Here is a 15,256-nt window from a genome sequence, read left to right as displayed (position 1 = left end):
AAGCCCCGCGCCCTCGGGCTGCGCAAGGTCACCGTCCGCGCCGGGAAGCTGCCCACCCCCAAGCTGCCCATCACGTTCCCGACCCCCAAGCTGCCCACCAAGCTCCCCGCCCCCAAGCTCCGCCCGCCCGCCCTCCGTACCGTCAGGCTGCGCAAGCTCCGCACCCGTACCCGGATGGTGCTCGCCCTCGCGACCCTCCTCGCGCTGGTGTGCGCGCTGCTGCTGGACGGCTATCTGGACGCCGAGATCGGCAACGACGCCCGGGTGCACCGCTCACACGCCTCCCGTACTGTCCCCGACCGGTTGCGCAAGGGCGGTCCGGTGATCACCTTCGACCGGACCGGGAAGGCCACCGAGCACGCGATCCCGGCCAAGACCATCGCGCTGACCTTCGACGACGGCCCGGACCCCCGCTGGACCCCGGAGATCCTCGGCGTGCTGCGCCGCCACAAGGTGCGGGGCACCTTCTTCGTGCTGGGCCAGATGGTGGTCCGCCATCCGGAGCTGGTCCGCCGGATGCGGGCCGCGGGTCATGAGGTCGGGGTGCACACCTTCTCCCATGTCGACCTGTCGTACCAGGACAAGGGGCGCATGGACCGCGAACTGGCCCAGTCCCAGCTGGCCCTGGCCGGTGCGGCGGGCATCACCAGCTCGCTGTTCCGGGCGCCGTACGCCTCCAAGGTCCGCGCGCTGGACGACCGTACCTGGCCGGTGCAGCAGCACATCGGCTCCAAGGGCTACATCAGCGCCTTCGTGGACGCCGACAGCGAGGACTGGCAGCGGCCCCCGGTGAAGGAGATCGTCCAGAACGCCACTCCCCCGGGCACCAAGGGCGCGTCCGTGCTCTTCCACGACGCGGGCGGCAACCGCGCGCGGACCGTGAAGGCCCTGGGGCAGTACATCGAACGGATGCGGAAGAAGGGCTACTCCTTCACCACCGTCACCGGCGCGCTCGGCGCCCACAGCGCCAACCACCCGGCCCGCACGGTGCGGATCTGGGAGGGCCGGGTGCTGATCTGGGCCGCCGCGTTCACCCACGGCGCCCTGCCGGTGCTGATGGGGCTGCTGGGCCTGGTGGGCCTCTCGGTGATCGGGCGGCTGTTGCTGATGGTGGTCCTGGCCTGGTGGCACCGGCGCTCCCGGGAGCGGCGGCGCTGGCGGCGGGTGCAGGAGGTGGGCGATCCGGTGACCGTGATCGTGCCCGCGTACAACGAGAAGGAGTGCATCGCCAACACCCTCACGTCGCTGGCCGCGTCCACCCATCCGATCGAGATCCTGGTCGTGGACGACGGCTCGACCGACGGCACCGCCGATATCGCGGAGGCGATGGGGCTGCCCAACGTGCGGGTGCTGCGCCAGGCCAACGCGGGCAAACCGGCCGCGCTCAACCGGGGCATCGCCCATGCCACCCACGAGCTGATCGTGATGATGGACGGCGACACCGTCTTCGAGCCCACCACCGTCCGTGAGCTGGTCCGTCCGTTCGCCGACTCACGGGTGGGCGCGGTCGCGGGCAACGCCAAGGTCGGCAACCGGGGCAAGCTGATCGGCGCCTGGCAGCACATCGAGTACGTGATGGGCTTCAACCTCGACCGGCGGATGTACGACCTGCTGCGCTGCATGCCCACCATCCCCGGCGCGATCGGCGCCTTCCGCCGCCGGGCGCTGCTGGACGCCGGGGGCATGAGCGCGGACACCCTGGCCGAGGACACCGACATCACCATCGCCCTGCACCGGGCCGGCTGGCGGGTGGTCTACCAGGAGCACGCCCGCGCCTGGACCGAGGCGCCCGGCTCCCTCGGCCAGTTGTGGAAGCAGCGCTACCGCTGGTCCTACGGCACCATGCAGGCGCTGTGGAAGCACCGCCGCTCGCTGATCGACCGGGGTCCCTCGGGGCGGTTCGGCCGGGTGGGGATGCCGCTGGTGGTGCTGTTCCAGATCCTCACCCCGCTGTGCGCACCGCTGATCGACCTCTTCACCCTCTACGGGGTGATCTTCCTGGATCCGGTGCGCTCGCTGCTGGCCTGGGGCGCCCTGCTGCTGGTGCAGCTGCTGGGGGCGGCGTACGCGTTCCGGCTGGACCGGGAGTCCTACCGGGCGCTGGCCGCGCTGCCGTTGCAGCAGATCGCCTACCGGCAGCTGATGTATCTGGTGCTGCTGCACTCCTGTGTCACCGCGGCGACCGGCGCCCTGCTGCCGTGGCAGAAGCTCAAGCGCACGGGCGAGGTGGAGACGCCGCGGGCGCCGGAGGCCGTACGGTGACCGGGCTCACCCGGTCGGTCGGGCGGGCGTGGGAACACGGTGTGGCGTGATGACGCTGTGCTGGACGGAGGTGTCCCCATGACCGACGAGAGCCACCGCGACGACAGCCCCCGGGAGGGCTACCGCATCGAGCACGACTCCATGGGCGAGGTCAGGGTGCCCGCGCACGCCAAGTGGCGCGCCCAGACCCAGCGGGCGGTGGAGAACTTCCCCGTCAGCGGGCAGCGCCTGGAGCGGGCGCACATCGAGGCGCTGGCCCGGATCAAGGGCGCGGCCGCGCTGGTCAACGCCGAGCTGGGCGTGGTGGACAAGGACATCGCGGGGGCGATCTCGGATGCGGCGGCCGAGGTCGCCGCGGGCCGCTGGGACGAGCACTTCCCGGTGGACGTCTTCCAGACCGGCTCCGGCACCTCGTCCAACATGAACACCAACGAGGTGCTGGCCACCCTGGCGAGTGAGCGCCTGGGCCGTGCCGTGCATCCCAACGACCACGTCAACGCCAGCCAGTCGTCCAACGACGTCTTCCCCTCCTCCATCCACATCGCCGCCACTGCGGCGGTCACCGGCGATCTGATCCCGGCCCTGGCCCATCTGGCGGAGGCGCTGGAGCGCAAGGCGGCGGAGTTCGCGGAGGTGGTCAAGGCGGGGCGGACCCATCTGATGGACGCCACTCCGGTGACCCTCGGCCAGGAGTTCGGCGGCTACGCGGCGCAGGTGCGGTACGGGATCGAGCGGCTGCGCGCCGCGCTGCCCCGGCTGGCCGAGCTGCCGCTGGGCGGTACGGCGGTGGGCACCGGGATCAACACCCCGCCCGGGTTCGCCGCCGCCGTCATCGCCGAGCTGGCCCGTACCACCGGGCTGCCGCTGACCGAGGCCCGGGACCACTTCGAGGCGCAGGGCGCGCGGGACGGGCTGGTCGAGACGTCCGGGCAGCTGCGGACCATCGCGGTCGGCCTCACCAAGATCGCCAACGATCTGCGCTGGATGGCGTCGGGCCCGCGCACCGGGCTCGCCGAGATCGCCCTGCCCGATCTCCAGCCCGGCTCCTCGATCATGCCGGGGAAGGTCAACCCGGTGATCCCCGAGGCCACGCTGATGGTCGCGGCGCAGGTCACCGGCAATGACGCCACCGTCGCCGCGGCCGGGGCCGCCGGGAACTTCGAGCTCAATGTGATGCTCCCGGTGATCGCCAAGAATCTGCTGGAGTCGATCCGGCTGCTGGCCAATGTCTCCCGGCTGCTCGCGGACCGCACGATCGACGGGATCACCGCCAACGCCGAGCGGGCCCGGGAGTACGCGGAGTCCTCACCGTCCGTCGTCACCCCGCTCAACCGCTACCTCGGCTACGAGGAGGCGGCGAAGGTGGCCAAGCGGTCGCTGGCGGAGCGCAAGACGATCCGGGAGGTGGTCCTGGAGTCCGGCTACGTGGAGCGCGGGCTGCTGACCCTGGAGCAGCTGGACGAGGCGCTCGACGTGCTGCGCATGACACACCCTTAGCCGGGCGTTGGCCCCCGGTTGCGGCATAGGTCACGGCACCGCGGCCCGCTCCCACCTAAGATCTGCTCATGACAGCGGACATCGTGGAGACGACGGGGACGGCGGACATCGCCCGGTGGGCACCGGGCGACCATATCCTGTGGCGCTACCGTGCCAACGCCTCCGAGCACATCCACATCTGCCGTCCCGTGACCGTCGTCGAGGACACCCCGGAGCTGCTCGCCGTCTGGCTCGCCCCCGGCACCGCCTGCGTCAAACCGCAGCTCACCGACGGCACCTCGGTGCACCGCGAACCGCTGTCCACCCGTTACACCAAACCGCGCACCACCGCGCTGTCCCAGTGGTTCGGCACCGGGGTGCTGAAGCTCGCGCGGCCCGGCGAGCCGTGGTCGGTGTGGCTGTTCTGGGACCACGGCTGGCAGTTCAAGAACTGGTACGTGAACCTGGAGGAGCCGCTGGTCCGCGGGGACCGCGGGGTGGACTCCGAGGACCACTTCCTGGACATCGCGGTCTACCCCGACCGCAGCTGGGAATGGAAGGACGAGGACGAGTTCGCGCAGGCGCAGCGGGCCGGGCTGATGGGCGCCGAGCAGGCGGAGCGGGTCCGGGCCGCGGGCCGGGCGGCCGTCGCGACCATCGAGTCCTGGGGAGCGCCGTTCCGGGACAGGTGGGAGGACTGGCGGCCCGACCCGGCGTGGTCCGTGCCCGCCCTTCCCGCGGACTGGGGCCGTACGGACAGCGAACAGGGCAAGGAACAGGACAGGAAGCAGGGCAGGAAGCAGGACGAGAAGCGCACCTCGGCGCACTCGAGGTGAACCTCTTGTCGTGTCCCCGTGTTTCAAACGTAGGATCGTCGTCCGGAACACTGCCCATGCGGGACACCTGGCACCGACGCAAGTCTCGGGCGAAGCGCACAACATGACGTGATGCCACTGGAGGGGGCGGGGTCGTGAGCGGTGAGGACGAGTACGGGGACGGCTACGCGGGCTATGCGGACTTCGACCGCCTCGCACTGGACCGCAGCGGTCAGGCGGAGGCGTTCGACGCCATCGGGGACCGCCTCGACGACGCCTTTCCGCACAAGGAGGGCCAGATCGCGGCCGGCCGGTGGCTGGCCGAAACGCTTCCGCCCGGCTCCCGGGTGCTCGACGTCGGCAGCGGCACCGGTCTGCCCACGGCCCGTCAGCTGGTCGACGCGGGCCACGAGGTGGTCGGCATCGACATCTCCGAGGGCATGCTCAAGCTCGCCCGGGACAATGTGCCTCAGGCCACGTTCCACCATGTGGACATCGTCGATCTGCGGGTGGGCGGCCGGTACGGTCCGGGCGGCCCCCGGGAGCTCGGCTCGTTCGACGGCATCGCCGCCAACTTCTCGCTGCTGCTGCTGCCCCGCCCGGAGATCCCGTACGCCCTGCGGGCGCTGCACGCGGTGCTCAGACCCGAAGGGCTGCTGGCGCTGGGCATGGTGGAGTCGGACATCGACGACTTCCCCATCCCGTTCCTCGGCCACTCGGTGCGGGTATCCGGTTATCTGCGGGACGAGCTGCGCCAGGTCGTACGCGATGCGGGCTTCGAGATCGCCGGGGAGGACGCGTACTCGTACGCCCCGGCGAGCACGGGCGTACCACCCGAGATCCAGATCTTCCTGAACTGCCGACGACGTGCCTGACCCTCGGTGCGCCCACGACCTGCGGGCGCACGGCCCCGGACGGATGGAAACCCACGCGTGACGGAGCACCCCACCTCCCACAGCAGGCGGCAGGCGGCCACCCCTGCCGCCGCCCCGGGCGCGCCCGCGCCCGACGACGCGCACGGCGCGGTCCCGGACCCGCGGACCGCCGTGCGGCAGACGGCTGCCCCCGGTCAGGAGCCGGACGGCGGCCGGCCGCGTCCCGCCTTCCCCGCGGACGGCCCCTCGGCACCGGCGGCCCACGACGGCCCCCCGGGGCCCGGCCAGGAGCCCGCGCCCCGCGCCAGAGACCGCGGCGCGGCCCCGGAGTGCGGCGGCGACCCCCATCGGAGCGGATGCGGGCACCACGGCGGGACGGGCGCGGACGGTGCGGACGGCACGGACGGGCGGGGAGGCGCCGCCCCGGCACGCGGCGGCGGAGGCAGGGAGCGCCGGGACACGGCGGAGAGCGAGCACCCGGCGCAGCCGGAGCACGGCACACCGGAGGGCGAGCCTGTGTGGGACGCGGATCGCAATGCCGCCAGAGGCGCGGCGCGACGGAACGGCGGGACCGGCCCCGGCGAACAGCCCCCGGCCGCCCAGGGCGGCGGCCGGGGCGCGGCGCGGCGGGGCGCCGGTGCGGGTGAGCACCCGGCGCAGCCCGGCGACACCCATACGGCGGCCACCGCGGCGGGCCAGGTCGCGTACGGCACCCCGGCGGGCGGCGCGCCCCCGGTGCCGCCGGCGGGCGGGGCCGCCGCCGACACCGCCGCGCGGGACCGGAGCGGCGACCGGCTGCGGTTCGTGGGGGCCGCGACCCGGCGGATCGCCCGGGGTATCGACCTGGACGAGATCGTGCTGGGCCTGTGCCGGGCCACCGTGCCCACCTTCGCCGACGCGATCCTGGTGTATCTGCGTGATCCGCTGCCGGTCGGCGACGAGCGCCCGGTCGGCCCGATGATGCTGCGGCTGCGCCGCACCGACCGGATTCCGCTGGACCCGGACACCGACAGCGGCCGGCTGCCGCTGATGTCCTCGCAGTCCGATCTCTCGCCCGCCGTGGGCGGGGGCCCGGCGGCCGAGCTGTGCGAGGTGGAGGCGGGCGGTCCGCTGGCCGAGGTGCTGCGCGGGGTGCGGCCGGTGTTCGGCGACTCCCAGGCCGCCCGCGCCGCGCTGCCCCAGCTCCTCGGCGAGGGCCCGTGCGTGGCGACCGGCCAGCGCACCGTGCTGGCCCCGATGCGCGGCCGCCGCCGGGTGATCGGCGCGGCGGTGTTCGTACGCCGCCCGGACCGGCCGCCGTTCGAACCGGACGATCTGCTGGTGGCGGCCCAGCTGGCCACCCACACCGCGCTCGGCGTCGACAAGGCGGTGCTGTACGGACGCGAGGTCTACATCGCGGACGAGTTGCAGCGCACCATGCTGCCCGACTCGCTGCCGCAGCCCACCGGCGTCCGGCTGGCCAGCCGCTACCTGCCGGCCGCCGAGACGGCCCGGGTGGGCGGCGACTGGTACGACGCGATCCCGCTGCCGGGCAACCGGGTGGCGCTGGTGGTCGGCGATGTGATGGGCCATTCGATGACCTCCGCCGCGATCATGGGCCAGCTGCGCACCACCGCGCAGACCCTCGCCGGGCTCGACCTGCCGCCGCAGGAGGTGCTGCACCACCTCGACGAGCAGGCCCAGCGGCTGGGCACCGACCGCATGGCCACCTGCCTCTACGCGGTCTACGACCCCGTCGCGCACCGCATCGTGGTCGCCAACGCGGGCCATCCGCCACCCCTTCTGCTGCACCGGGGCGGCCGCGCCGAGGTGCTGCGGGTGCCGCCGGGGGCGCCGATCGGGGTCGGCGGGGTCGACTTCGAGGCGGTCGAGCTGGACGCGCCGGCCGGGGCCACCCTGATGCTCTACACCGACGGGCTGGTCGAATCGCGGATGCGCGATGTGTGGACCGGTATCGAGCAGCTGCGCGAACGGCTGACCGCCACCGCCCGGCTCACCGGCCCCAACCCGCCGCCGCTGGAGCCGCTGTGCGACGAGGTGCTGGACATGCTCGGCCCCGGCGACCGGGACGACGACGTGGCGCTGCTCGCGGCCCGCTTCGAGGGCATCGCGCCCAGCGATGTCGCGTACTGGTTCCTGGACCCGAAGGCGCAGACGGCCGGGCAGGCACGCCGGCTGACCCGCCGGGCGCTGGCCCGCTGGGATCTGGACGATCTGACGGACGCGGTGGAGCTGCTGGTCAGCGAGGTGGTGACCAACGCGGTGCGCTATGCGGAACGGCCGATCACGCTGCGGCTGCTGCGCACGGACGTACTGCGCTGCGAGGTCGGGGACGACGTCCCCCAGCTGCCGCGGCTGCGCCAGGCCCGGCCGTCCGACGAGGGCGGGCGCGGGCTGTACCTGGTGAACCGGCTGGCCCGGCGCTGGGGCGCGACCCGGCTGTCCACGGGGAAGGTCGTCTGGTTCGAACTGGCGATGCCCTGAGCGGCGCCGCGAGGAAGATGACCACGGGTCCTGCGCCGCGAGGTTCAGGACCCGTCGCGCAGGTAGGACACGACCATGTCGCCGAGCATCCGGCGGTAGTGGGCGCGGCGCTCCGGGGCGAGGGGGTCGCGGCCGAAGAGGGTGCCGAAGGTGTGCTGGTTGGCCACCGGGAAGACGGCGAATGAGCTGATCATCATGTGGACGTCGACGGCGTCGACGCCGTCCCGGAAGACGCCCTGCTCACGGCCGCGGGCGAGGATGCCGGAGATCAGGTCGATCACCGGGGTGCCGGCCTTGCCCAGCGTCTCGGACTTGGCCAGGTGCTCGGCCCGGTGGATGTTCTCGATGGACACCAGCCGGATGAAGTCGGCGTGCTGGGTGTGGTGGTCGTAGGTCAGCTCGGCCAGGTGCCGGATGGCCTCGGTGGGGTCCAGCCCGGTGACGTCCACGGCCTGTTCGGCCTCGCGGATGCCGGTGTAGGCGCGCTCCAGGACCTTGATGTAGAGCTGCTCCTTGCCGCCGAAGTAGTAGTAGATCATCCGCTTGGTGGTGCGGGTGAGGGCGGCTATCTCGTCGACGCGGGCCCCGGCGTAGCCGCGTTCGGCGAATTCCCGGGTGGCGACGTCCAGGATCTCGGCCTGGGTGCGGGCGGCGTCGCGGAGGCGGCTGTTCTTCGGCGGCTGATCGCTCATGCTGGGGCCACTCTACGTGCAGGGGGTTCACAAGACGGCGTTCCGTGCCTTTTACTGTCCGGGCTACTAACGAACCAGTTCGTACATTAGCCGGGAACGCAGGAGGTCGCCCGTATGCGGGGCAGTGCTCGGGAGTCACAGGGGTCGCGGGAGTCACAGGACGGACGGGAGTCCTATCTGGTGGGGCTGATCGGCTCCGGAGTGGGCCCCTCGCTCTCCCCCGCCCTGCACCAGCGCGAGGCCGACCGCCACGGGCTGCGGTACCTCTACCGCACGATCGACATCGACCCGCTGGGCCTCGGCCCGGACGGGGTGGGCCGGCTGGTGCGGGCCGCCGCGGCGCTGGGCTTCGACGGGCTGAACATCACCCACCCCTGCAAACAGGCGGTGATCGAGCACCTCGACGGGCTGTCGGAGGACGCCGCGCAGCTCGGCGCGGTCAACACGGTCGTCTTCGGCGAGGACGGCCGGGCGATCGGCCACAACACCGACTGGTCCGGGTTCGCCCGCTCCTTCGCCCGCGGCCTGCCCGACGCGCCCACCGGCGAGGTGGTGCTGCTCGGCGCGGGCGGGGCGGGCGCTGCCGTCGCCCACGCGCTGCTCACCGTCGGCGCCGACCGGCTCACCCTGGCCGACACCGACCAGGAGCGGGCCGAGGCGCTGGCCGAGGCGCTGGCCGGACGGTTCGGCGCCACCCGGGTCCGTACCGTGGCCCCCGACGGGCTCCCGGCGGCCGTCGGGGGCGCGGACGGGCTGGTGCACGCCACCCCCACCGGGATGGCCGCCCACCCCGGGCTGCCGCTCCCCGCCGAGCTGCTGCGCCGCGACCTGTGGGTCGCCGAGGTGGTCTACCGGCCGCTGCGGACCGCGCTGCTCACCGCCGCCCGCGCGGCCGGCTGCCGGACCCTGGACGGCGGCGGCATGGCCGTCTTCCAGGCCGCCGACGCCTTCCGGCTCTTCACCGGCCGGGAACCCGACGCCGAACGGATGCTGGCCGACCTCTCCGACCTGCTCAAGCTCCCCGCCGGAGGCTGATCATGCGCAAGTCCATCGCCACCGTGTGTCTCAGCGGCACCCTCGACGAGAAGCTCACCGCCGTCGCCGCGGCCGGTTTCGACGGGGTGGAGATCTTCGAGAACGATCTGCTGGCCAGCCCGCTGTCCCCGGAACGGGTCCGGGACCGCGCCGCCGAGCTCGGCCTGACCATCGACCTCTTCCAGCCCTTCCGCGACTTCGAGGCCGTCCCCGAGGACCTCCTGGCCCGCAATCTGCGCCGCGCCGAGAAGAAGTTCGCGGTCATGGAGCGGCTCGGGGCGGATCTGATGCTGGTGTGCTCCAACGTCTCCCCCGCCACCCTCGACGACGACGCCCTCGCCGCCGAGCAGCTGCGGCTGCTGGCCGAACGGGCCGCCGACCACGGCATCCGGATCGCCTACGAGGCACTGGCCTGGGGCCGGCAGGTGAACACCTACGACCACGCCTGGCGGATCGTGCGCCAGGCCGGCCACCCGGCGCTCGGCACCTGTCTGGACAGCTTCCACATCCTCTCGCGCGGCTCGGACCCCAAGGGCATCGAGGAGATCCCCGGCGAGAAGATCTTCTTCCTCCAGCTCGCCGACGCCCCGCTGATGGCCATGGACGTCCTCCAGTGGAGCCGCCACTACCGCTGCTTCCCCGGCCAGGGCGGCTTCGACGTGGCGGGGCTGCTGGAGCACGTGCTGCGGGCCGGCTACGACGGGCCGCTGTCCCTGGAGGTCTTCAACGACGTCTTCCGGCAGGGCGACACGGCCCGCACCGCCGTGGACGCGCTGCGCTCGCTGATCGCCCTGGAGGAGGCGGCCGGCCGCACCGATCTGCCCGCCCCGGTCGTCCCCACCGGCTTCGCCTTCGCCGAGCTGGCGGCGGCCGGCCCCGAGCTGCCCGCGCTGCTCACCGGGCTCGGCTTCGCCCGCACCGGCCGCCACCACTCCAAACCCGTGGAGCTGTGGGAACAGGGCGAGGCCCGGATCGTCCTCAACCACGGCCTCGACGCCGGCACCGGGCACCCCGAACCCGCACTCGCCGCCATCGGCCTGGAGACCCCCGACCCGGCCGCGTCCACGGTCCGCGCGCGGGCCCTGCTCTCCCCCGTCCTGCCGCGCCACCGGGCCGTGGCGGACGCCCCGCTGGACGCGGTCGCCGCACCCGACTCCACCGAGCTCTTCTTCTGCCGCACCGAACGCCCCGACCACCCCAGCTGGACCGGCGACTTCACCCCGCGCGCCGCCGCGGCCTCCCCCGCCGGCATCACCCACATCGACCATGTGGCGCTCACCCAGCCCGGACACCACTTCGACGAGGCGTCGCTGTTCTACCGCGCCGTGCTGGGCCTGCGGCCGCACGAGTCCCTGGAACTCGCCGACCCCTATGGACTGCTGCGCAGCCGGGCCATGTCCAACGCCGACGGCTCGGTGCGCCTCGCGCTCAACGTGGCCCAGGTCCGTCCGGGGTCGGGCCCGTCCGGCTCGCTGTGGCAGCACATCGCGCTGCACAGCCGGGACATCGTCAGCACCGCGCGCCGGCTGCGGGAGCTCGGCGCGCCCCTGCTGCCCATCCCCGACAACTACTACGACGACCTCGAAGCGCGCCATGAACTCGACCCCCAGCTCCATCGCACCCTGCGGGAACTCGGCCTGCTCTACGACCGGGACGACAGCGGCGCGTTCCTGCACCTGTACACGACCACCGTCGGCCGGGTCTTCTTCGAGATCGTCCAGCGGATCGACGGCTACCAGGGCTACGGCGCGGCCAACGCGCCCGTACGCCTGGCCGCCCAGCACACCCGCGCCCGCTGAACACACCCCCGTCCCCCCGTACCGGATACGGCCTCGCCGTCCCCCGAGGAGCCGCCATGTCGTCAACGTCGTCGACACCGTCCACCCAGCACCCACCCCACCCGGCCGACCCGCCCCACGTCCTCGAACTGCCCGAACCACCACCGCTGCGCACGATGGTCGGCCCCGGAATCGTCGCCGTCGGGATCGGCATGGCGGCCGGAGAGATCATCCTCTGGCCCTATCTGACCTCGATCGGCGGGCTCGGGCTGCTGTGGCTGGCGGTGGTGACCCTGGTCGTCCAGACAGCGATCAACATGGAGATCGAGCGCTACACCCTGGCCACCGGGCAGACCGTGGTGGCCGGATTCTCCCGCTGGAACAAGGCGTGGGGCATCCTGATCTGCCTGGCCGGCGCGTTCCAGTACGTCTGGCCCGGCTGGGCCACCTCCGGGTCGACGACGCTGACGTATCTGACCGGCGGCGGCGATGTGGTCTGGATCACTGTGGGCTCGCTCGTGGCCTTCGGGGTGGTGCTGACCGCCTCACCGGTGATCTACCGCACGATCGAGAAGGTCGAGCTGGTCAAGGTCGGGCTGACGCTCTTCTTCCTCGCCGTCGTGGTGGTCGCCGTCATCGGCTGGCACACCTGGAGCACGGCGGGTGAGAAGACCGTCACCGGCGTCGGCCGGATCCCGCACGGCATCACCTTCACCATGATCCTCAGCGCGCTGGGCGCCGCCGGCGCGGGCGGGGTGCACAACCTGGTGCTCAGCAACTGGATCCGGGACAAGGGCTACGGCATGGGCGCCCATGTCCCCAAGCTGATCTCCCCCATCACCGGCCAGTCCGAGGCGTCGGGCGCCGACCGCTACACCTTCCCGCAGGACGAGGCGAACCTGGCCCGCTGGCGGGTGTGGTGGCGCCGGGCCAACACCGAGCACATCGTGTCCTTCTTCGGCGTCTGCCTGGTCACGATCGGGCTGATGAGCATGCTCGCCTACGAGACCCTCTTCGGACGCGACGACGTCGAGAACAGCCCGACGTTCCTGCGCCTCCAGGGCGATCTGCTGGGGCAGCAGGTGGGCGACTGGCTGAAGATCCTCTTCCTCGCGGTGGCCACGGTCTCGCTGTGGGCCGCCTCGATCGGTCTGCTCGACGTCATCGGACGCGTGGTCAGCGACTTCGCCAAGCGCAACTACCTGGCGGACTCGGCCTTCTGGACCGAGGGCCGGCTGTACTTCGCGGTGGTCTGGGCCGAGGTCGGCATCGGCTCGGCGATCCTGCTGTCCGGTGTCAGCCAGCCCATCGTGCTGCTGACCATCTCCACCTGCGCCGCCTCCGTCATCACCCTCGTCTACACGGTGCTGCTGATCCGGCTCAACCGCCGTGACCTGCCGGCCGCCATCCGGCTGCGCGGACCGCGACTGATCATGATGCTGCTGGCCATCGGCTTCTACGGTTTCTTCGCCCTCGCGATGCTGAGGAGCCAGCTGGAGGCGAACTTCTGACCCTCGGGCCCGGTGGCCGTAACGCACTGGGGCGGGCGTGCCGTCCGGGCACGCCCGCCCCGTCGCGTCACCGCTATGGCTGCTGTTGCTGCTGTCTGCGCAGCAGGCCGGGGGGATCGTCCGAGGCCGAGCCCGACGGGTCGGGCGGGCTCGGGGAGGTGTCGTCCGACGGCGACGCCGACGACGAGGCGGGCGGCGACTCGCTGTCGGACGCACTGGCCGACGGCGACGCGGAGGGCGACTCGCTGGCGGACTCGCTCGCCGACGGGCTGGCCGACGGCGATTCCGAGGTGTCCTCGGAGCTCGGCGGTGTGGACGGCTTGACCGCCGCCCCCATGTCGGTGTCCAGGTCGAACTTCGAGGCCCCTGCGCCGTTCAGCGCGGCCTCGGTGTACGCGGCCCAGATCCTGGCCGGGAAGTCACCGCCGTTGACCCGGCCGCCGCCCGCGGTGCCCTTGAGCGAGACCTGCTTGCCCTTCTCGCCCTCGCCGAACATGCCGACGGAGGTCACCAGGTCGGGGGTGTAGCCGGAGAACCAGGCCGACTTGTTGTCGTCCGAGGTGCCGGTCTTGCCCGCGACCGCCTGGCCCTGCTGCCGCACCGCCTGACCGGTGCCGTCGTCGACCACACCGGTGAGGACGGAGGTGACGGAGTCGGCGGCGCCCCGGCTGATCGCCTGGCCGTTGGTGGGGTCGGGCAACTCGGCCCGCTCGTCGCCCTTCTCGGCGGACTTCACGAACGCCGGGGTGACCTTCTTGCCGTGGTTGTCGAGGGTCGCGTAGACCCCGGCCATCTGGTACGGGCTGGCCCCCATCACACCCAGCGACATCGCGGGGCGTACGTCGAAGCCGCCCGCGTCCTCGTCCATGCCGAGGTCGATGGCGGTGCTCTTCACCTTCTCCAGGCCCACGTCCACCGCCATCTGCGCGAACACGGAGTTCACGGAGTTGTTCATGGCCTTCTGGACGGAGATGGGGCCGTAGGACTTGTTGTCCTCGTTCGGCGGGGCGAAGCCGACCTCGGAGCCCTTGACCGGCCGTCTGCTGGTGCCGTCGTAGACGGTGCTCGCCGTGATCGGGGTGCCGTCCTGCGTGGTGGAGCCGTTCTCCAGCGCGGAGGCGAGGATCAGCGGCTTGAAGGTGGAGGCGGGCTGGTAGTCCGCGCGGGTGGCGTTGTCGACCCAGTGCTCGGTGGAGCCGGCACCGCCGTACATCGCCACCACACCGCCGGTCTCCGGGTCCACCGAGACCGCGCCGACCTGGGCGTATCCGTCGACCTTGCGTTCCTTCGGGTCGAGCTTGCCGGTCAGCTGGGTGCTGACCGCCTTCTCCAGCGCCTGCTGCTTCTTCCGGTCGATGTTGAGGGTGATCGTCCAGCCGCCGGCCAGCAGTTCGTCCTCCGAGACCCCGGCCTTGACCAGCTCCTTCTTGGCGGCCTCGATGGCGTACCCGGCCTGGCCCTCGGCCCCGGGGATGGGGCGCGGGTCGACCGGGACGTCGAACTTCATGCCCTTGCGCTCGGACGCGCTCAGCCAGCCCTTCTCGACCATGTTGTCCAGGACGTAGTTCCAGCGGGCCTTCACCAGCCGCTTGCCGTTGGGACCCGCCGCCGACCAGTCGTACTGGCTGGGCGCCTGGAGCACCGACGCGAGATAGGCGCCCTGCGCGACGCTGAGGTCCTCGACGTCCTTGTTGTAGTACGCGCGGGCGGCGGCCTGGATGCCGTAGGCGCCGCGGCCGTAGTAGCTGGTGTTGATGTAGCCCGCCAGGATGTAGTCCTTGGACTTCTGCTGGTCGACCTTGAGCGAGATGACCAGCTCCTTCAGCTTGCGGCTGACGGTCTGTTCCTGGCTGAGGTAGTAGTTCTTGACGTACTGCTGGGTGATGGTCGAACCACCCTGCTTGCCCCGGCCCAGCGCGGTGTTGATCAGACCGCGGACGGTGCCGGTGAACGAGACGCCGGAGTCGCTGTAGAAGTCCTTGTTCTCGGCGGCGACGAAGGTGTGCTGCACCGGTTTGGGGATCTTGGACAGCGGTACGGACTCACGGTTGACCTGGCCGGTCTTCGCCATGATCGTGCCGTCGCTGTACTTGTAGATGTTGGCCTCCGCCTTGGCCGCGGCGTTGGCCGGGGGAACGCTCACCATCAGGTAGAGGACGAAGAATCCCCCGATGAACAACAGGCAGAGCCCCAGGACGTAGCCGAGCAGCCACTTCCAGGTGAAGAAGCGGCGTATGCCCCCCGCCTTCGCCGCCCGCTTGGCTCGGCGAGCGCCCTTCTTCCGCGCGCGTCGCTCTTCCGCTCTACCCATCGCTCCCGCCGCTCCAG

At 72.1% G+C, this 15,256-nt stretch carries 10 protein-coding genes; 8 read left to right on the top strand and 2 right to left on the bottom strand.

The genetic code is table 11. The features are described 5' to 3' along the window. Positions 1 to 69 precede the first annotated feature (69 nt). The 5 genes from N6H00_RS25600 to N6H00_RS25580 all read left to right on the top strand — a co-directional run bounded on the left by N6H00_RS25600 (position 70) and on the right by N6H00_RS25580 (position 7,912). Complete coding sequence (locus tag N6H00_RS25600) at positions 70 to 2,262, top strand: bifunctional polysaccharide deacetylase/glycosyltransferase family 2 protein (protein ID WP_443073241.1); 2,193 nt, start codon at positions 70 to 72, stop codon at positions 2,260 to 2,262. 78 nt (positions 2,263 to 2,340) lie between these two features. Continuing rightward, positions 2,341 to 3,759 (top strand): class II fumarate hydratase, encoded by a 1,419-nt coding sequence (locus tag N6H00_RS25595; protein WP_268974178.1) that lies wholly within the window; start codon positions 2,341 to 2,343, stop codon positions 3,757 to 3,759. Between the two features lie 68 nt (positions 3,760 to 3,827). Continuing rightward, positions 3,828 to 4,574: a cytidylyl-2-hydroxypropylphosphonate hydrolase gene (gene fomD / locus N6H00_RS25590; protein ID WP_268974177.1), complete on the top strand. Its 747-nt coding sequence runs from the start codon at positions 3,828 to 3,830 to the stop codon at positions 4,572 to 4,574. 134 nt (positions 4,575 to 4,708) lie between these two features. Beyond that, positions 4,709 to 5,428, top strand: a complete 720-nt coding sequence (locus N6H00_RS25585; RefSeq protein ID WP_268974176.1) for a class I SAM-dependent methyltransferase — start codon at positions 4,709 to 4,711, stop codon at positions 5,426 to 5,428. A gap of 57 nt (positions 5,429 to 5,485) precedes the next feature. After that, positions 5,486 to 7,912, top strand: coding sequence for a SpoIIE family protein phosphatase (locus N6H00_RS25580; protein WP_268974175.1), 2,427 nt, complete (start codon positions 5,486 to 5,488; stop codon positions 7,910 to 7,912). Positions 7,913 to 7,956: 44 nt separating this feature from the next. Here N6H00_RS25580 and N6H00_RS25575 read toward each other — a convergent pair whose 3' ends face one another. Further along, positions 7,957 to 8,604: a TetR/AcrR family transcriptional regulator gene (locus N6H00_RS25575; RefSeq protein WP_268974174.1), complete on the bottom strand. Its 648-nt coding sequence runs from the start codon at positions 8,602 to 8,604 to the stop codon at positions 7,957 to 7,959. Positions 8,605 to 8,718: 114 nt separating this feature from the next. Between N6H00_RS25575 and N6H00_RS25570 the strand changes: the two genes are divergently transcribed. Genes N6H00_RS25570 through N6H00_RS25560 form a run of 3 tightly spaced genes read left to right on the top strand, consistent with a single transcriptional unit; the run spans position 8,719 to position 12,928 of the window. Further along, complete coding sequence (locus tag N6H00_RS25570; RefSeq protein ID WP_268974173.1) at positions 8,719 to 9,639, top strand: shikimate dehydrogenase; 921 nt, start codon at positions 8,719 to 8,721, stop codon at positions 9,637 to 9,639. A 2-nt stretch (positions 9,640 to 9,641) separates the two neighbouring features. Further along, positions 9,642 to 11,438 (top strand): bifunctional sugar phosphate isomerase/epimerase/4-hydroxyphenylpyruvate dioxygenase family protein, encoded by a 1,797-nt coding sequence (locus N6H00_RS25565; protein WP_268974172.1) that lies wholly within the window; start codon positions 9,642 to 9,644, stop codon positions 11,436 to 11,438. A 56-nt stretch (positions 11,439 to 11,494) separates the two neighbouring features. Then, positions 11,495 to 12,928, top strand: coding sequence for an Nramp family divalent metal transporter (locus N6H00_RS25560; protein WP_268974171.1), 1,434 nt, complete (start codon positions 11,495 to 11,497; stop codon positions 12,926 to 12,928). Positions 12,929 to 13,001: 73 nt separating this feature from the next. On the opposite strand, the gene N6H00_RS25555 is transcribed toward N6H00_RS25560, so the two are convergent. Further along, on the bottom strand, positions 13,002 to 15,239 hold the full coding sequence (locus N6H00_RS25555; protein WP_268974170.1) for a transglycosylase domain-containing protein: 2,238 nt from the start codon (positions 15,237 to 15,239) through the stop codon (positions 13,002 to 13,004). Positions 15,240 to 15,256 lie beyond the last annotated feature (17 nt).

It is taken from the genome of Streptomyces sp. S465 (assembly GCF_026898115.1).
GTDB classification, from domain to species: domain Bacteria; phylum Actinomycetota; class Actinomycetes; order Streptomycetales; family Streptomycetaceae; genus Streptomyces; species Streptomyces luomodiensis.
This window is presented reverse-complemented; position numbering and strand designations above follow the sequence as displayed.

Coding starts and splice junctions, on each gene's coding strand:
- fomD (WP_268974177.1), top strand. CDS start 3,828: ATGACAGCGGACATCGTGGAGACGACGGGGACGGCGGACATCGCCCGG.
- N6H00_RS25575 (WP_268974174.1), bottom strand. CDS start 8,604: ATGAGCGATCAGCCGCCGAAGAACAGCCGCCTCCGCGACGCCGCCCGC.
- N6H00_RS25595 (WP_268974178.1), top strand. CDS start 2,341: ATGACCGACGAGAGCCACCGCGACGACAGCCCCCGGGAGGGCTACCGC.
- N6H00_RS25555 (WP_268974170.1), bottom strand. CDS start 15,239: ATGGGTAGAGCGGAAGAGCGACGCGCGCGGAAGAAGGGCGCTCGCCGA.
- N6H00_RS25565 (WP_268974172.1), top strand. CDS start 9,642: ATGCGCAAGTCCATCGCCACCGTGTGTCTCAGCGGCACCCTCGACGAG.
- N6H00_RS25560 (WP_268974171.1), top strand. CDS start 11,495: ATGTCGTCAACGTCGTCGACACCGTCCACCCAGCACCCACCCCACCCG.
- N6H00_RS25570 (WP_268974173.1), top strand. CDS start 8,719: ATGCGGGGCAGTGCTCGGGAGTCACAGGGGTCGCGGGAGTCACAGGAC.